The sequence below is a fragment of the Roseovarius lutimaris genome (assembly GCF_900115165.1).
Classification (GTDB): domain Bacteria; phylum Pseudomonadota; class Alphaproteobacteria; order Rhodobacterales; family Rhodobacteraceae; genus Roseovarius; species Roseovarius lutimaris.
In genome coordinates this window covers 95,261-112,389 of sequence record NZ_FOVP01000001.1, presented here as the reverse complement: position 1 = coordinate 112,389, position 17,129 = coordinate 95,261, and the positions used below count along the sequence as shown (strand labels likewise).

General features: G+C 61.5%; 14 protein-coding genes. 8 read left to right on the top strand and 6 right to left on the bottom strand.

All coding sequences use genetic code 11. The annotated features are described in order from the left end of the window. Nucleotides 1–180: 180 nt before the first annotated feature. Together BMZ91_RS00530 and BMZ91_RS00525 are read left to right on the top strand one after the other, a co-directional pair. Nucleotides 181–1,743 carry a trimethylamine methyltransferase family protein gene (locus BMZ91_RS00530; RefSeq protein ID WP_092833217.1) on the top strand — a complete coding sequence of 521 codons (1,563 nt, stop codon included), beginning with the start codon at nucleotides 181–183 and terminating at the stop codon, nucleotides 1,741–1,743. 139 nt (nucleotides 1,744–1,882) lie between these two features. Then, complete coding sequence (locus tag BMZ91_RS00525) at nucleotides 1,883–3,439, top strand: trimethylamine methyltransferase family protein (RefSeq protein WP_092833604.1); 1,557 nt, start codon at nucleotides 1,883–1,885, stop codon at nucleotides 3,437–3,439. 18 nt (nucleotides 3,440–3,457) lie between these two features. On the opposite strand, the gene BMZ91_RS00520 is transcribed toward BMZ91_RS00525, so the two are convergent. Genes BMZ91_RS00520 through BMZ91_RS00505 form a run of 4 tightly spaced genes read right to left on the bottom strand, consistent with a single transcriptional unit; the run spans nucleotide 3,458 to nucleotide 7,925 of the window. Then, entirely contained in the window at nucleotides 3,458–4,798 is a 1,341-nt protein-coding gene (locus BMZ91_RS00520) for an NAD(P)/FAD-dependent oxidoreductase (protein ID WP_092833215.1), read from the bottom strand. Then, complete coding sequence (locus BMZ91_RS00515) at nucleotides 4,795–6,291, bottom strand: aldehyde dehydrogenase (RefSeq protein WP_092833213.1); 1,497 nt, start codon at nucleotides 6,289–6,291, stop codon at nucleotides 4,795–4,797. The genes BMZ91_RS00520 and BMZ91_RS00515 overlap by 4 nt, the downstream gene beginning before the upstream one ends. Nucleotides 6,292–6,294: 3 nt before the next feature. Beyond that, complete coding sequence (locus tag BMZ91_RS00510) at nucleotides 6,295–7,212, bottom strand: dihydrodipicolinate synthase family protein (protein ID WP_092833211.1); 918 nt, start codon at nucleotides 7,210–7,212, stop codon at nucleotides 6,295–6,297. An 8-nt stretch (nucleotides 7,213–7,220) separates the two neighbouring features. Further along, nucleotides 7,221–7,925 carry a GntR family transcriptional regulator gene (locus tag BMZ91_RS00505; RefSeq protein ID WP_092833209.1) on the bottom strand — a complete coding sequence of 235 codons (705 nt, stop codon included), beginning with the start codon at nucleotides 7,923–7,925 and terminating at the stop codon, nucleotides 7,221–7,223. Nucleotides 7,926–8,055: 130 nt separating this feature from the next. On the opposite strand from BMZ91_RS00505, the gene BMZ91_RS00500 reads away from it, so the two are divergent. Next, a complete protein-coding gene (locus tag BMZ91_RS00500; RefSeq protein ID WP_092833207.1) occupies nucleotides 8,056–9,006 on the top strand; it encodes a GlxA family transcriptional regulator in 951 nt (316 codons plus the stop codon). Nucleotides 9,007–9,030: 24 nt separating this feature from the next. Here the strand turns inward: BMZ91_RS00500 and BMZ91_RS00495 are convergent, their stop codons facing one another. After that, complete coding sequence (locus tag BMZ91_RS00495; RefSeq protein WP_092833205.1) at nucleotides 9,031–9,465, bottom strand: Fur family transcriptional regulator; 435 nt, start codon at nucleotides 9,463–9,465, stop codon at nucleotides 9,031–9,033. 185 nt (nucleotides 9,466–9,650) lie between these two features. Between BMZ91_RS00495 and BMZ91_RS00490 the strand changes: the two genes are divergently transcribed. From BMZ91_RS00490 to BMZ91_RS00470, 5 genes are all read left to right on the top strand, one after another. Continuing rightward, complete coding sequence (locus tag BMZ91_RS00490) at nucleotides 9,651–10,481, top strand: metal ABC transporter substrate-binding protein (RefSeq protein WP_245736179.1); 831 nt, start codon at nucleotides 9,651–9,653, stop codon at nucleotides 10,479–10,481. Beyond that, a complete protein-coding gene (locus BMZ91_RS00485; protein WP_092833201.1) occupies nucleotides 10,478–11,332 on the top strand; it encodes a manganese/iron ABC transporter ATP-binding protein in 855 nt (284 codons plus the stop codon). Before BMZ91_RS00490 ends, BMZ91_RS00485 begins: the two co-directional genes overlap by 4 nt. Next, nucleotides 11,329–12,186, top strand: coding sequence for a metal ABC transporter permease (locus BMZ91_RS00480; protein WP_092833199.1), 858 nt, complete (start codon nucleotides 11,329–11,331; stop codon nucleotides 12,184–12,186). The genes BMZ91_RS00485 and BMZ91_RS00480 overlap by 4 nt, the downstream gene beginning before the upstream one ends. Then, a complete protein-coding gene (locus tag BMZ91_RS00475) occupies nucleotides 12,183–13,022 on the top strand; it encodes a metal ABC transporter permease (protein WP_092833197.1) in 840 nt (279 codons plus the stop codon). Before BMZ91_RS00480 ends, BMZ91_RS00475 begins: the two co-directional genes overlap by 4 nt. 67 nt (nucleotides 13,023–13,089) lie before the next feature. Further along, complete coding sequence (locus BMZ91_RS00470; RefSeq protein ID WP_092833195.1) at nucleotides 13,090–15,204, top strand: N,N-dimethylformamidase beta subunit family domain-containing protein; 2,115 nt, start codon at nucleotides 13,090–13,092, stop codon at nucleotides 15,202–15,204. A 15-nt stretch (nucleotides 15,205–15,219) separates the two neighbouring features. Here the strand turns inward: BMZ91_RS00470 and BMZ91_RS00465 are convergent, their stop codons facing one another. Continuing rightward, nucleotides 15,220–17,076, bottom strand: a complete 1,857-nt coding sequence (locus BMZ91_RS00465) for a SulP family inorganic anion transporter (RefSeq protein WP_092833193.1) — start codon at nucleotides 17,074–17,076, stop codon at nucleotides 15,220–15,222. Nucleotides 17,077–17,129 lie beyond the last annotated feature (53 nt).

The window sequence follows — 17,129 nt, the reverse complement described above, 5'->3', positions numbered from 1 at the left end:
GACAGAGGGCATAGAATCGGGTCGGCTGATCATGTCCAGAGGAGAGACACGATGCATGTACGCAGCATGATTGCGCTTGTGATCCGCACCATCGGGGCGGAACGGGGCCGTGCCGCGCGGGGAAGGCCAGGGCACGCCTGCCGCTCGCTTTCCCTGACACTTGCATAGGATTTCCAAACCATGACAGAGACGACAACGCGCCCTGACAATGGCCGCGCCAGTGCGCGCACCGGTGGCCGTGCCGCCCGCCGTGAAGCCCGCTCGAACCCGCTTGCCGCCAACCTGCGCCCGGTACGCCCCGGCATGGAGGGCGGCACCTATCGCCCGCTCTCAAACGCCGCGATGGACCGTATTCATCAGGCGGTGCTCGACGCGCTGGAACAGATCGGCCTTGCCGATGCCCCGCCAAGCGGGGTTGAATACCTCACCGGCGCGGGCGCCATTCTGGGCAGTGACGGGCGCATCCGTTTTCCGCGTGCCCTGATCGAGGATACGATTGCCCGCGCGCGCAAGGACATTACGCTGTTTGGCCGCGATCCCGCCAATGACATGCACCTGCATGGCAACCGCGTGCATTACGGCACCGCCGGGGCGGCGGTGCATCTGATTGATGTCGAAGGTCGCGAATACCGCGAATGCACCATGCAGGATCTGCATGATGCGGCCCGCATCGCCGATCAGCTTGACAACATCCACTTCGTACAGCGCCCGATGGTGTGCCGCGATATCACCGACAACCGCGAGATGGACCTCAACACGGTTTATGGCTGCTGTGCGGGCACCACCAAGCATGTCGGCACCTCGTTCACCGAGCCAGGCTTTGTCGCCGATGCTCTGGAAATGCTGCACCTTATTGCCGGTGGCGAGGACAAATGGCGCGAACGCCCGTTTGTCAGCAATTCCAACTGTTTCGTCGTCCCGCCGATGAAATTCGCCACCGAATCCTGTCTGGTGATGGAGGCCTGCATCGCGGGCGGCATGCCGGTTTTGTTGCTGAGCGCGGGTCAGGCTGGGGCCACTGCCCCTGCCCCGATTGCCGGCGCCATCGTTCAGGCCACCGCCGAATGCCTTGCCGGTCTGGTCTATGTCAATGCCGTCAAGCCGGGCCATCCGGCGATTTTCGGCACCTGGCCTTTCGTGAGCGATCTGCGCACCGGGGCGATGTCGGGCGGCTCTGGCGAACAGGCGCTCCTGACCGCCGGCTGCGCACAGATGCATAAATACTACGGCCTACCCGGTGGTGCGGCGGCCGGCATAGCCGATGCCAAGCTGCCCGATATGCAGGCGGGCTGGGAACAGGCCACATCCAACGTCATGGCGGGGCTTTCGGGGCTTAACATGGTCTATGAGGCGGCGGGCATGCATGCCTCCCTGCTTGGGTTCTGTCTTGAATCGCTGATCCTTGGCGATGATCTTATCGGTCAGGCGCTGCGCTGCACCCGCGGGATCGAGGTGGATGAGGATACCGTCAGCCTTGAGGTGATCCGCGCCACCTGCATCGGCGGGCCGGGGCATTATCTTGGCGCCGCGCAAACCCTGAGCCGGATGCAGACCGATTACATCTATCCCGCCCTTGCCGATCGCACATCGCCAAAGGAATGGGTGGAACTGGACAAGCCCGATCTGATCGCCAAGGCCCGCGCCAAAAAGGAAAAGATCCTGTCAGAGCGCGCCCCGGCCCGGTTCGACCCGATCACCGATGCGGCCATTCGCGAGCGCTTCAAGATCCACCTGCCCGCCTGAGCCTGCGCTGACACCACAACGATTCGTGTGGCCCGGACACGCACCGGGCCGCAGGTCGGATTTTGATCCGGGAATAGCGGAATCCGTCAGACCGCTGCGCGCGCGACAGGTCACGGTGATCCCAAAGGAGATCATCACCATGACCATCGACCTCACGCGCCCGCGCGGGCGCTCTGGCGGGCGGGCAACACGCCGTGCCCTGCGCAGCGCCCATGACATCACCATGCTGCCCGGCCTGACCCGCAAGCTGCCGCTTTGCGAAATCATGAGTGGCGCGCAGGTTGAGCGGATTGATGCCGCCTCGATGGATATTCTCGAAACCGTCGGGGTGCAATTTCGCGATCCCGTCGCCCTTGAGGATTGGAAACGCGCCGGGGCGCGGGTCGAGGGAGAGCTGGTTTACCTTGATCGCGGCCTTGTGCGCGAGTTGATTGCGACCATCCCCGAGACCTTCACCTATCACGCGCGCGACCCGCAAAAGAACGTCCGCCTCGGCGGCCCGCATTCGATCTTTGTGCCGATGACCGGGGCGCCCTATCTGCGCGATCTTGACGACGTGCGCCGCAATCCGACGCTGGCCGATCTGGCGATGTTTCACAAGCTGTCGCATATGATGCCCGCGCTGCATTCCTCGGCCCACCATATTGTCGAGCCTTATGATCACCCGATAAGCCAGCGCCATCTGCGCATCACCTATTCGTCGATGAAACATTCCGACAAGACCTTCATGGGCATGACCACAAGCGCGAAAAACGCCGAGGATGTGCTTGATATGTGCGCCATCCTGTTTGGCGCCGAGTTCATGGAAACTCATCCCGTGACCACCGGCAATTGCAACGGCAATTCGCCGCTGGTCTGGGATGAAACCATGCTTGGCGCGATGCGCGCCTTTTGTCGGCGCAATCAGCCGGTTCTCTGCTCGCCCTTCGTGTTGGGCGGGGCCAACACGCCCGCAAGCGTGCCTGCAACGGTGGCGCAACTCAATGCCGAGGCGCTCTCGGCGCTTGCCTATACGCAGGTGATCCGCAAGGGCTGTCCGGCGATTTACGGTCATTACCTCTCGACCGTCAGCATGAAATCCGGCGCGCCGATGGCGGGCACGCCGGAAATCAGCCTGATGAATTTCATGATCGGTCAAATGGCGCGGTTTTATGGCGTGCCGTGGCGCACCTCGAATACACTTGGCGGGGCCAAGACCTTTGATGCGCAGGCAGGCTATGAAAGTGCCACGACGCTCTCGGCGGTGATGCATGCTGGGGCCAATTACATCTGGCATTCTGCGGGCTGGAACGAGGCTGGGATGCATTGCTCTGTCGCCAAATTCGTCGTCGATGCCGAGCAATGCGCGATGGCCTATCGCATGGCCGAGGGCCCGAAATGGGATGATTTCGACGAGGCTCTCGCCGCCGTGCCCGATATCGGCCCCGGTGGGCATTACCTTGGGCACCCGCATACGCAGGACAATTTCCAGACCGCGTTTTTCATGCCTGAGCTGTTTGACAATAACGCCATCGGCCAATGGCAGGCCGAGGGCAGCACCGAGATCACCGAACGCGCGCTTGGCTATGCCCGCAAGCTTTTGGCGGCCTATGAAGAACCGAAACTTGACGCTGGCGTCAACGACGCCCTGCTCGATTATATCGCGCGCCGCGAGCGTGAAATTCCCGCCGCCGATGCGCTTAATCAGGACTACTGAGGGGGTGATAGGGCGCGCTCATTCGGCGCGCGCCTGCCATTCCTTGAGGCGCAGCATGGCATTGGCGCCGATTTGTTGAAAGGGCTGTGGCGGAAGGCGTCTGGGGCGCGCCTGTGCGGCAAAGCCCGTGGTGATATCCGAGGTCACACCACAGGCAAGCTCTGCCGCGCCAATGCCGGTCAGCGTGCCGCGCGCGGTGCCAAGGCCGTTTTGCACACAGCCCGCATAAAGCCCCGCCTCGATCTCGCGCATTACCGACACGCTGTTGAGGCTAAGGCAGAGATGCCCGGCCCAGCTATGCTCCATCCTGAGCCCGGCAAGCTGTGGAAAACGCACGTCAAACTTGCGCCGCATCACTTGGGCCGCACGGGCCACATCCTGCGCCGTCGGCGTCATATCGGGGCGCAGCCTGGCACAGGTGCGGGTCACGATCCGGTTGCCGCCCTGCCCGGCGTCGATCCGGCGCAGGGTGGTGCCCATCGGGTTTGACGGCGTGATGCCCCAACGCGGTACGCCGCCAAGCCGGGCAAGCGCATCTGCGTCAAGCTCCGGCGTCATGGTGGCAAAGAGGAAAAGCTGCATCAAGCGCCCCTGCTCGATCCCGAAACTTTCCAGATGGCCGTTGACCGTCAGGATCACCCGCCCGGCGCTGATCCGACCCTTGGGCGTGGTGATCTGCCAGGCGTCGCCCTGTCTTTCAAACTCTGACACCGGGCTATCCTCGAATATCGCCACCCCGTCGCGCGCGAGCCCCGCGCCGAGCCCGCGAATATAGCCCGCCGGTTGCAACATCACCGTGCCCGGCGTGTAAAGCCCCGAGAGGTAATGCGCGCTGCCCGTCAGGGCCTGCATCTGTTGCGCATCAAAAATTTCACTTGCCTCATCGAGGCTGGCCAGATGGCGCGCGTAGCTTTCGTTATGGGCATGGGCGGCGGGGCTGGCGGCGCCGTTGATCTTGCCCACGGGATTGAAATAATCGAGCGAAATGCCGTAGTCTTCGACGGCGGCGCGGGCAAAGCCGATGGCTTGACGATTAAGCGCGATTAGCCCGCGATCATCGCCCGCGCCCTTGTAATCCTGCGAATTCAATTCATGCGGCAGATCAATCATGAAGCCCGAATTGCGCCCTGCGGCCCCCGTCGCAAGACGCCCGGCCTCCAGCACGGCAACCCGCGCGCCCGGCGCGATCTGGGTCAGGCGGCGCGCCGCCGAAAGCCCGGCAAAGCCGCCGCCGATGACGGCGAAATCGGCGATTTCATCGGCCTCCAGACGCCTCATCGCGCCCTGCGGTGGCAAGATCGCGTTCCAGGCGGCCGGCCCCTGATGGATAGGGAGGCGGCGGGCCGTGTATCGGCTCAACTCACCGCCTCATCCGCGTCATCGGCAAGGTCGATCCAGATGGTTTTCAACTGGGTATATTGATCATGGGCCTGCACACCATTGTCGCGCCCGCCAAAGCCCGATTGCTTGTAGCCACCGAACGGCGTGGAAATATCGCCCTCGCCAAAGCTGTTGACCGTGACGGTGCCCGCGCGCAGGGCGCGCGCGCCGCGAATGGCGCGTTTGGCATTGGCGGTAAAGAGCGACGCGCAAAGTCCGTAATCGGTGTCATTGGCCACCGCGATCGCCTCATCGAACGAGGCGACTTCGATCACGGCCAACACCGGGCCGAAAATCTCTTCGCGCGCCAGTTGGTGATCATTGTCCGTAACCTCAACCACGGTCGGGCTCACGAAACCGCCCTCAGCCGTGCCGCCGAACAGGATGGTTTCAGCCTTGTCGAGACAACCACAGACCTTGTCATAATGCGCCTTTGACACAAGCGCGCCAACGCGGGTTTCGGGATCAAGCGGGTCGCCGACATTCCAATGGCGGGCGTGACATTCAATCCGCGTCAACAGATCCGCCTTGATGTCGCGATGCACGATCAGCCGGGAGATCGCGGAACAGTTTTCCCCCATGTTCCAGAACGCGCCGTTGACGATATGCTGGGCCACGCGATCAAGGTTTTCTGCGTCATCCATCACGATGGCCGGGTTCTTGCCGCCCATTTCAAGCACCACCTCCTTGGCGTTGCTTTCGCCGGAATAGCCAAGGAACCGCTTGCCGGTCGTGGTCGAGCCGGTGAAGGACACCATGTCGATATCCATATGCCGCCCGATGGGTTCGCCCACCTCGGCGCCGCCACCGGGCAGCACATTGAGCACCCCGCGCGGCAATCCCGCCTCGCTGGCCAGTTCGGCCAGCCGCAGCGCCGTCAGCGAGGTTTCCATCGCCGGTTTCACCAGTACCGAACAGCCCGCCGCAAGCGCCGGGCCGATCTTCCAGGCCAGCATCAACAGCGGGAAATTCCACGGCAGGACAAGGCCCACAACACCAATCGGTTCGCGCACCACCATGGCGATGTGGTCATCCGAGACCGGCGCGACCTGGTCATAGATCTTGTCGCTCAGTTCGGCGTGCCATTTGATGCAATTGATCGCCTCGGGGATATCGACGCTTTCGCAATCAAAGATCGTCTTGCCGCTATCAAGGCTTTCCATCACCGCCAATTCGCGCGCGTTGCGCGTCATCAGCTTGCACAGCCGGATCAGCACATCCTTGCGCGCGCCGGGATGCAGCCGCGACCAGCGGCCATCGTCAAACGCCTCGCGTGCCTTGGTCACGGCAAACTCGACATCGGCCGCCCCACAGGCCGCAATCTCGGCCAGAGGCGCGCCGGTGGCGGGGTTCACGCTTGTAAAGGTTTCGCCCGAAATCGCCGGACGAGAACCACTGTCGATAAAGGCCCCGGTTGCAAAATCGAGGTTCGCCGCAATCGCGCGATATTCATCCTGTGTCAGCAAGTCCATCGCTTAGCCCTCCGCCTTGATACCGGCAATTGTCGATTTCAACACGCGCGTGACCTGTTCAAGCGCGCGTTTATCGTCTTTGTTCAGTCCCTTGAGCGGCGCGCGCATCGCACCTGCGTCAATCCCGGTCATGCTCACGCCATGCTTGATCGTCTGGATAAATTTGCCGCCCTGCTCCAACACATGCATGAGCGGCAGCATCGCCGACATGATCCGCCGCCCCTTGGCAAAATCGCCCTCGACCACGCAGGCCTGATAGAGCGCGATATGCTCTTGCGGCAGGAAGTTCGATCCACCACAAACCCAGAACGGCGCGCCCCAGGCGAAGAATTCAAGCGCCTGATCGTCCATGCCACAGCCCATCTGGATATGCGGGTAATCGCGCGCCAGAAGGTGAACCCGGTTGATATCGCCGGAACTTTCCTTGATGGCGCAGAAATTGCGCGACCGCCCGACCCGATCCAGAAACTCGGGGCCCATCATCGTGCCGGTGCGATGCGGATAATTATAGAGCATCACCGGAAGGTCCGCGGCCTTGTCGATGGCAAGCGCATTAAGCGCATTCTCGCGGTCGGTCGGCACCGCATAGGGCGGACTTGCCAGCAGGATCGCATCGGCACCGAGGTCGCGGGCGGCCTCTGCCAGAGCGATGGAATCCTGCGTCAGCATCGCGCCGGTGCCGACCACAAGCGGCACCCGCCCCTTGATCCTTTCATAGGAAAACCGCGCCAGATCAACGCGTTCGGCGAGGGTTTGGGCATAATTCTCACCGGTCGAACCGCCGGTGATGATCCCGTTCACACCACTGGCAATCAGGAATTCGATGGTCTCGGTCAGGGCCTCAAGATTGGGGCGACCATCCTCGAAATATGGCGTGATGATGGGGGTATAAATGCCCTCGAACCTGAAAATCGGGGTCATTGCGGGCCTCATGCAGGGCTGGAGCGCGAAAAAGAACCCATCGGCACGTCAAGTGCTTTGGGCATGACGAAACGTTCGATCTGGTGGCGCGACAGATTCCAGTGATCCTCGGCCAGCCGTGCCGCCGCCGCCTCGTCCCCGGCCTCGATTGCGGCGATGATTGCGTCGTGGTGGTGAGAGGCCTCTGACAGATTGGCAGCCATCTCATTGGTCTGGGGCTGATAAAAGGTCATGCCAATGCGGGCGTGATCAATCAGAAGGCGCTTGAACGAGGGCAAGAGATAGGTGTTGCCCGCCATGTCGCCGGTGATTTCGTGGAACCGATTGTTGGCAAGCGCCCGTTCCGCCGCACCCTTGTTGCGCAGCGCTGCGCGAAACGCATCCTGTGCGCCCCTAAGGGCCTCAACCTGCGCGGGGATGGCATTGCGCGCCGCAAGCCTTAAGATCGCGCCATAAACCATTGGTGCGGCAAGAAAGAAATCCCGCAGGGTGGTATGCGACAGATCCGCCACGCGCGGCCCGCGATTTTCGCGCAGATCAACAAAGCCAAGCCCGTCAAGATCGCGAAACACCTCGCGCACCGGGGTGCGCGACAGGCCGAATTTGGCACAAAGCGCCACCTCGTCCAGATCCTCACCGGGGCGAAGCTCTGTGGTCAGAATGGCGCGCTTGAGATAGGCGAGAAGCGCAGGTTTACGATCCTTGGCAGGCATGGGTTGCGGCCCCTTTCGTCGGGTTTCCTTCTGTCACGCTTACAGAATACACTTTGTATACACAACACATTTTTATTGTGTGCGCGGGCATTTTCGAGCATATCAGAGGCACCCCATCAGAGACCCCGACATGACCACGGCCCAACATTTCGCCTTTCTGCTGATCGAGGAATTTACCCATCTGGCCTTTGCCAATGCGGTGGAACCGTTGCGCATCGCCAATCTGGTCAGCGATCAGCCGCTTTATCGCTGGTCCTTCATTGCGATAGGCGGCACCGAGGTGACCGCGTCAAACGACGTCACGATCCGGGTGCATCACGGGCTTGACGATATCCCCGCCTGTGATCGTCTTTTCGTGATCGCCGGCACCAATGCCCGTGCCCATATCACCCGCACTCATCTGACGGCGCTGCGCCATGCCAGAAGCCATGGCATCGCCCTTGGGGCGCTCTGTTCGGGCACCTATGCGCTTGCGCTTGCGGGCATGCTCGACAATCAGCGCGCGGCAATCCATTGGGAGTTTCACGACAGTTTCGCCGAGGAGTTTCCCGATATTGCCCTGGTGCGCAGCGTCTTTGTCGATGATGCCCCGATTGTCAGCGCCTCGGGCGGATCGGCGACCGCCGATCTCATGCTCAACCTGATTGCCGCGCGCCACGGCGAGGATCTGTCGATCACTGTGGCCGATCAGATGGTCTATAACGCCGTGCGCGACGGCAGTGCGGCACAGCGCGTTTCGCTTCAGGCGCGCTCGGGACAGCGCAGCCCGAAACTGGCCCATGCGATTCAGATCATGCGCGGTGCCGTCGAACACCCGCTGTCGATCGGCGAGATTGCGCAACAGGTTGGCGTCTCCGCGCGACAGCTGGAGCGGATATTCGGCAAGAACCTTCACACCTCGCCCAAGAAATACATGCTTGATCTGCGCCTTGAACGCGCGCGCTATCTGTTGCTTCAGACCGAGATGTCGGTGATCGACGTGGCCATCGCCACCGGCTTTGAAAGCCCGAGCCATTTCGCGCGGGTCTATCGCGCGGCCTTTGGCATGCCCCCCAACCGCCAGCGTAATCGGATGTCGTGACCTGTGACAGGTCCGTCGCGCGATCTATGCGGAGCCGGTAATCTTGCGGACATAAAGCTCCATCCGGTGATGGACGATCTCATACCCGAGTTCTGCCGCGATCTCGGCTTGCAGCTTTTCGATCCGGTCCGAGCAGAATTCCAGAACATTTCCGGTTTCAACGTCGATCATGTGGTCATGATGTCCCGGTTCCACGGGTTCGAACCGGGCCGGGGCGCCCTCAAATTGATGGCGCTGGATGACACCCTGGGATTCGAGCGTGGACAATGTGCGATAGACGGTCGAAAGGGAAATCCCCGGCACCTCGCTCTCGGCCCGGCGATGCAGTTCGGGCGCGTCGGGGTGATCATCGGCCGCCGCGAGCACGCCCAACAGCGCCGCCCGCTGTCGGGTGACGCGGATTCCGGCCTCGCGGAGCGCCTCGGTCAGATTCTCGATGCCTGCATTTGTCTCACTCATGGCGTCATTTTGCGCGGGCACCGCGCCCGGTTCAAGGGATTTTTTTTGCCACTGGCTTGCAACTGGGTTGACAGTTGCAACTCATTCGCATTTGCATATAACGAAAGCGCAAGGAGACCCACATGCTTTTTCAACCTCTCATACTTGGTCTTGCCACCGCCCTGACGCTGGCGCTGACGCCTGCGATGGCACAGGCAGACAGGCCGAAAGTTGTGACAACCTTCACCGTGATTGGCGATATCGCGCAGAACGTCGCCGGGGATTTGGCAGAGGTCGTCTCGATCACAAAACCGGGGGCGGAAATTCATGGCTATCAGCCCACGCCCCGCGATCTGGTGCGCGCACAGGGCGCCGATCTGATCTTGTGGAACGGGCTCAATCTGGAACGCTGGTTCGAGCAGTTCCTTGCCAACCTCAGCGAGGTTCCCGCCACCGTCGTCTCTGACGGGCTGGTCCCGATGGCGATTTCGGGCGGGGAATATGACGGCAAGCCCAATCCGCATGGCTGGATGGCGCTTAGTTCTGCGGTGATCTATGTCGACAATATCCGCGATGCCATGATCGCTCTCGACCCGGAGAATGCCGAGACCTACGGCGCCAATGCAGAGGCCTACAAACAACGGATCGCAGAGGTCATCGCCCCGTTGCGCGACGTCGTTCGCGCCCTGCCCGAAGAGCGCCGCTGGCTGGTTACCTCTGAGGGGGCGTTCTCTTATCTGGCGCGGGATTTCGGGCTGAAAGAGGTATACCTCTGGTCAATCAACGCCGATGCGCAAGGCACGCCACAACAGGTCCGCAAGGTGATTGATACGATCCGCGCGCATGAGATTTCGACCGTATTCTCGGAATCGACCGTGTCCGACAAGCCCGCCCGGCAGGTCGCCCGCGAAACCGGCGCGCGCTATGGCGGGGTGCTTTATGTCGATAGCCTCAGCGCGCCGGATGGCCCGGTGCCGACCTATCTCGATTTGCTGCGCGTGACCTCTGAAACCATCGTAGAAGGGCTGTCCCAATGAGCGATGGCATTCGCGCAGAGGGGCTTACGGTCACCTATCGCAATGGCCACACCGCCTTGTATGATGCGTCTTTCGCCATTCCGACGGGCACGATAACCGGGCTTGTGGGCGTCAACGGTGCGGGCAAATCGACACTTTTCAAGGCGCTGATGGGGTTTTTGCCCACGGCACGAGGCACGGTCGAAATCCTCGGACAGCCGGTGCGCGTCGCCATCAAGGCCCAGGCCGTGGCCTATGTGCCGCAGGCCGAAGAGGTCGATTGGTCCTTTCCGGTTCTGGTCGAGGATGTGGTGATGATGGGGCGCTATGGCCATATGGGGTTTCTGCGCCGCCCACGCGCGGCGGACCGCGACGCGGTGCATTCGGCGCTTGAGCGGGTTGGAATGTCGGATTTTCGCCACCGCCAGATCGGCGAACTGTCGGGCGGGCAGAAAAAGCGTGTGTTCCTGGCCCGCGCACTTGCGCAGAATGCCCGGGTGATCCTGCTTGATGAGCCGTTCACCGGCGTCGATGTCACCACCGAAGACCAGATCATCGCCCTGCTGCGCGACCTGCGCCGCGAGGGGCGGGTGATGCTGGTCGCGACCCATAACCTTGGCTCGGTTCCCGAGTTTTGTGACCGCGTGGTGCTGGTCAAGGGCACGGTGCTGGCGCATGGGCCCACCGAAGAGGTCTTTACCCCGGAAAATCTGCGGGAAACCTTTGGCGGCGTGCTGCGCCACTTCATGCTCGCCGGGGATCGCCTCCACGAGGACGCAGACCCGCGCAGGGTTGAGGTATTTACCGATGATGAGCGCCCGCTGGTAATTTACGATGATCGCACCCGCACCCTCAAGGGACATCGCAAATGAGCGTGCTGTTTGAACCGTTTTCCTATGGCTACATGACCAATGCGATTTGGGTTTCGGCCCTGGTCGGGGCGGTCTGTGCGTTCCTGTCGGCCTATCTCATGCTCAAGGGCTGGTCGCTGATCGGCGATGCCCTGAGCCATTCGATCGTGCCGGGGGTGGCGGGGGCCTATATGCTGGGTCTGCCGTTTGCATTCGGGGCGTTCTTTTCGGGCGGACTTGCGGCGATGGCCATGCTGTTCCTGCGCGAGCGCTCCGGCCTGAAAGAGGACGCGGTGATCGGGCTGATCTTTACCTCGTTCTTCGGCTTGGGGCTGTTCATGATCTCGCTCAACCCGATGGCGGTGTCGATCCAGACGATCATCATGGGCAATATTCTGGCGATTACACCCGAGGACACGCTGCAACTGGCGATTATCGGCGGCGTGTCGCTGGTGGTCTTGCTGGCCAAGTGGCGCGACCTGCTGGCGGTGTTCTTTGATGAGGCGCACGCCCGCACCATTGGTCTTAACCCGGACAGGCTGCGGGTCATGTTTTTCACGCTTCTGGCGGCCTCGACCGTCGCCGCGATGCAGACGGTGGGCGCGTTTCTGGTGATCGCGCTGGTGGTTACGCCGGGCGCCACGGCCTACCTTCTGACCGACCGCTTTCCACGGTTGATCGCGCTCTCGGTTGCCATCGGCGCCACCACCTCGGCGCTTGGCGCCTATATCAGCTATTTTCTCGACGGGGCGACCGGGGGGGTGATCGTGTGCTTGCAAACCGCGCTTTTCCTGATTGCCTTCGTCTTTGCCCCGACCCATGGCACCCTGGCCGCGCGCCGCCGCGCCAGGGCCGGGCTGGAGGGGGGCGCATGATCGAAACCCTGCTTTTGCCGCTGCAATTCCCGTTCATGCAGAATGCCATGCTGATCACGCTGCTGATCGCGCCCGCCGCCGCGATGTTATCAAGCTTTCTGGTGCTCAAGGGCTGGTCGCTGATGGGCGATGCCACAAGCCACGCGGTGCTGCCCGGTGTCGTGCTGGCCTATATCGCGGGTATCCCGCTTATTATCGGCGCCTTCCTCGCCGGGCTGTTATGTGCGCTTGCCACCGGGTTCATCAAGGATCACTCGCGCGTCAAGCAGGACACGGTGATGGGGGTGGTGTTTTCGGGCATGTTCGGCCTTGGCGTGGTCATCTATACGCAGATCGATACCGAGGTGCATCTCGATCACATCCTGTTTGGCAACATGCTTGGCGTCGGCGCGGGCGATCTCTGGACGGCAGGGCTGATCGCGGGCGGTGTCGCCGTGATCCTTGCCCTGAAGTGGCGCGATATTCTTGCGCATGCCTTCGATCCGGTTCAGGCGCAGATGATCGGGCTGAATGTCAGGGTACTGCACTACGGGCTTTTGGCGATCCTGTCGGCCACGGTGGTTGCGATGCTCTCGTCGGTGGGGATTATCCTTGCGGTCGCCTTCCTGATTGCGCCGGGCGCCGTGGCATTCCTGCTGACACGCACCTTCGCGGGCATGCTGGCGGTCTCTGTGGTCGTCGCCCTGCTGGCAGGGCTGGTTGGCATTTATGCCAGTTTCTGGCTCGACAGCGCTCCGGCCCCGACAATCGTGTTGCTGCTGACAATGATGTTTCTGGTCGCGCTTGCCCGGCGCAATATCAAGACCGCTGAGGTCGGGCGCCGGACGCCTGAATGATCTTGCCTTTGGTGGTTTACTCCGGTTGGGTGATTTATCTTCCAAATCCTGTTCATGGACCGACACGATGCCGCACGCCCCGAAAGATTTGCCCCTGCTTGGATATGTCGACCGCCTGTCGGCGCGCCCCGGCGAAACCCTGGCCTTCAAGGTTTCGTCAACCGCGACGCGGCCCTTCACCGCGCGCCTTGTCAGGTCGATAAGCGCCGACCCAAACCCCGATGGGCCGGGGATTGTGGAAGAGGACGCCGCAGAATTCTTTGCGCCACAAACCTTTGCCTCTGTCCAGCGGCCCTTTGCGGCCGGCTCTTACGGGACCGCGCAGGACAGTGTGCGCGCAGAGCCAGAGGACTCCATCACCCTCTCGGCGGTGATCTTTCCCACGCTGCTGTCTGGCGCGGTTCAGACCGTGATTGGCTTTGGCCGATATGACCTGCACCTTGACGAGACCGGCGCCGCCAGCCTCTGGGTGGATGACACGATCATCACCACAGGCCAGCCCCTCAAGCTGCGCCAATGGTACCGGATCACGGCGCGGGTAACGACGCAGGGCATCACGCTTGAACAATGCGCCCTGACGCCGCACGATGGCCCGCCTCTGGTGGTGACGCATAAAGGTATTGCCGCCCTCGCAACCACCGCCACCCCAAGCATAGCCGCCCGCCTTGAGAACGGTCAGGCAAGCCAGCATTTCAACGGCAAAATCGAAGCGCCGAGCATTGCCGTCGACGATACCCCGCTCTGCGCCTGGGACTTTTCCAAGGGGATCACGACGACCACCGCATCGGCGCAAATCGGCCCCGACCTGAGGCTTGTGAACTTTCCGGCGCGGGCCGTGACCGGCGCGTCCTGGGACGGGTCGGAAATGAACTGGGCCCACAAGCCCGCCCATTACGCGGCCATCCATTTCCACCAGGACGACATCTATGATTTCGGCTGGGACACCGATTTTACATTCACCCTGCCCGACGGCATGCCCTCGGGCGTTTACGTGATGCGGCTTGACTGCGGGGGGCATGAGGACGCAATACCGTTTTTCGTCTGCGCGCCACGGGCTCAGCCAAAGGCAAAGCTCTGCGTGCTGATTTCGACCTTTACCTATACGATCTATGGCAACCATGCGCGGCCCGATTATGACCGCTCATGGCAGGATAGGATAACCGCATGGAACGCCTATCCCCATACCCCCGCAGAGCATCCGCAATACGGCCTTTCGACCTATAACTATCACACCGACGGCTCGGGGATTTGCCATGCCTCGCATCACCGCCCGCTGTTCAACCTGCGCCCCGGATACCTGACGTTTGGCGCGACGCCCTGTTCGGGCCTGCGGCACTTTCCGGCGGATATGCATCTGATTAGCTGGCTTCACGCCAAGGGGATCGACTATGACCTGATCACCGACCGCGAGTTGCATGACGAGGGTGTCGCGGCGATCACCGGATATGCCGCCGTCACCACCGGCACCCATCCCGAATATCACACCGCCAAGACCCTCGACGCGCTGCGCGATTATCGCGATGGTGGCGGAAGCTTGATGTATCTTGGCGGCAACGGGTTTTACTGGCGCATTGCGGTGCACGGCGAAAACGACAGCCTGCTTGAAATCCGCCGCGCCGAGGATGGCATCCGGGCCTGGGCGGCGGAACCGGGCGAATATTACAACGCCTTCGACGGCAGCTATGGCGGGCTGTGGCGGCGCAATGGGCGCGCCCCGCAAGACCTTGTCGGCATCGGTTTTGCCGCGCAGGGCGAATTTTTCGGCGATCCCTATCGCCGGGCCTGCACCGACCCCGCATATGACTGGGTGTTTGACGGGATCGACAGCGAGTTGATCGGCGATTTCGGGTTTTCGGGCAATGGTGCGGCGGGGTTCGAGCTTGACCATATGGATCATCGGCTTGGCACACCCGAGAGCGCCGTTCTTCTGGCCCGTTCCGTTACCCGCGATACCGGCTTTATGCTGGTCCCGGAAGAGCAACTGACCCATCTCACCAATCTGACCGGCGGCACAGCAAAAGACGCGATGCACGCCGACATGATCTATGCAGAGTACCCCGGCGGCGGGCGTGTCTTTGCCACCGGCTCGATCACCTTTTGCGGTAGCCTGCCCTGGAACGGCTATGACAATGACGTGTCTCGCCTGCTTGAGAACGTCATGCAGGGTTTCCTTGCGGTCTAAGACGTCGCGGGCCTATCAGGGCGGGGCCGTTTCCCGGTTTTCATCCGGCTCTGCACCGGGCAGTCCCTTGCACTCCAGAAACACCCGCGCCTTGCAGGTGGCACAGATCGAGGGGTCAAGCCGAGTTACCATCGTTTCAAGCATCTCACGCTTGCGGCGAAAGATATTCGCCTTACCGATAAGTTTGGTCACGTGAAACTGGTCCAACTGCCGCCTGAGCGGCGGGTAGCGCCCGACAAGACACAGGGAGCCGCCAAGTTCCTTGCGGTTTCGGCTTTCCTCAATCAGCCATTCTGCCCCGGCCAAATCAATCCCGACAGCCCCGTCAATCAGCAGACAAAGGTGTTTTTGATCCGGTCGTTGCTTTTCGAGCCTGCGGAATTCTTTTTCAAGGTATTCGACCGCCCCGAAATACATCGGCCCCTGCACCCGCAGAAACAGCGCCTGCGGGCATTCAGGCAGGCGCCAGTGGATCGGGCTCATGAAAGGGCGCCCCTCTACGCTTGCATTGGGCACATTGACAGGTAGCCCCGGCCGCATCGTCTGACGCAGGAACAGCGACAATGAGACAATGACCCCGGCGTAAATGGCAAATTCCAGATCCACCAGCAGAACAACGATGAAGGTCACCAGAAAGATCGAGGTTTCCGACGGGCTTGTTGTCAGGATGTGCCGAATCTCTTTGATGTCGATCAGCTTCCACGCCACCAGCATGATCAATCCCGACATCGCGGGGATCGGGATAAAGGCGATCAGCGGGCTAACAGCCAGAAGGATGATCAGCAGGAACACCGCCGCAAGGATCGCCGCCAGAGGGGTTTTTGCACCGGCCTCCAGATTGAGCGAACTCCGGGTGAAAGAACCAGAGCCCATGTAGGCGGAAAAGAACGACCCGCCGATATTCGAGAGGCCCTGCCCGATGATTTCCTGATTGCTGTTAAGCGACTGATGCGATTGCAGCGACATGGCGCGCGCGATTGAAACCGCTTCCAAAAGGCCGATCAAAGCCAGGGCAAACGCCCCCTGCGACATCGTGCGCACGATGTCGAACGACATCTGGGGCACCGCAACAGGCGGAATACCTGATTCGATTGCCTCGACAAAGACGACACCATGGGCCCCGGCATTGAGCACATAGGCCAGGCCGCTGCCAGCGATCAGGGCAATCAGATAGTTGGGCCACATCGGGCGAAACCGTTTGATGCCAACGGCGACGATCAGGGTTGTCACCGACACCGCCAGAACATGCGGGTCAAGCTCGGGCAAGACGCGCCAAAGCTCTTGCCCCAACTCAACAAGATCATCCGGTCGCGGAAGGGATTTTCCTATGAACCCCGGCAATTGGCTAAGAAAGATCAGGATCGCCGCCCCCGCCGTGAACCCGACCATGACCGAATGCGAAACAAGGCTGACCAACTGCCCCAGGTTGACCAGCCCGAGGCAAAGTTGAAAGAAACCGGCCAACAGGGTGATGCTCAGGACCGCGCTGATATACTCTGGAGAGCCGGGTGTGAAACTCTCTGACAGGGTCGCGAAGATCACCACCGAAATCGCTGTAGTCGGGCCGGACACAAGATGCCAGGAACTTCCAAAAAGCGCCGCGATCACCGGCGTGACCATCGCCGTGTAAAGACCATACTGCGGCGGCAAGCCCGCAATGGCCGCAAAGGCGATCCCCTGCGGCAGCACAATCGCGGCATTGGTGATGCCGGCAAAAACGTCGGCGCGAAATGTGCTCTTGTTGACCCGAGGGAGCCATTCAAGAAAGGGCATCATGACGCGAAGACGTTCGCGCGCCGTCAGTTTCTGTTTATCCGCAGAAGGTAACAAATGCGGCGCTTCATCCGCCGGTCGTCCAAAACGCCAAGTCATTGGAAATAGCTTTCAATTCATTCGGTCGCGATAAATGCACATTCGCCGCCAGG

Coding starts and splice junctions, on each gene's coding strand:
- BMZ91_RS00515 (WP_092833213.1), bottom strand. CDS start 6,291: ATGGACTTGCTGACACAGGATGAATATCGCGCGATTGCGGCGAACCTC.
- BMZ91_RS00525 (WP_092833604.1), top strand. CDS start 1,883: ATGACCATCGACCTCACGCGCCCGCGCGGGCGCTCTGGCGGGCGGGCA.
- BMZ91_RS00480 (WP_092833199.1), top strand. CDS start 11,329: ATGAGCGTGCTGTTTGAACCGTTTTCCTATGGCTACATGACCAATGCG.
- BMZ91_RS00490 (WP_245736179.1), top strand. CDS start 9,651: ATGGCACAGGCAGACAGGCCGAAAGTTGTGACAACCTTCACCGTGATT.
- BMZ91_RS00505 (WP_092833209.1), bottom strand. CDS start 7,925: ATGCCTGCCAAGGATCGTAAACCTGCGCTTCTCGCCTATCTCAAGCGC.
- BMZ91_RS00510 (WP_092833211.1), bottom strand. CDS start 7,212: ATGACCCCGATTTTCAGGTTCGAGGGCATTTATACCCCCATCATCACG.
- BMZ91_RS00500 (WP_092833207.1), top strand. CDS start 8,056: ATGACCACGGCCCAACATTTCGCCTTTCTGCTGATCGAGGAATTTACC.
- BMZ91_RS00465 (WP_092833193.1), bottom strand. CDS start 17,076: ATGACTTGGCGTTTTGGACGACCGGCGGATGAAGCGCCGCATTTGTTA.
- BMZ91_RS00485 (WP_092833201.1), top strand. CDS start 10,478: ATGAGCGATGGCATTCGCGCAGAGGGGCTTACGGTCACCTATCGCAAT.
- BMZ91_RS00470 (WP_092833195.1), top strand. CDS start 13,090: ATGCCGCACGCCCCGAAAGATTTGCCCCTGCTTGGATATGTCGACCGC.
- BMZ91_RS00530 (WP_092833217.1), top strand. CDS start 181: ATGACAGAGACGACAACGCGCCCTGACAATGGCCGCGCCAGTGCGCGC.
- BMZ91_RS00495 (WP_092833205.1), bottom strand. CDS start 9,465: ATGAGTGAGACAAATGCAGGCATCGAGAATCTGACCGAGGCGCTCCGC.
- BMZ91_RS00475 (WP_092833197.1), top strand. CDS start 12,183: ATGATCGAAACCCTGCTTTTGCCGCTGCAATTCCCGTTCATGCAGAAT.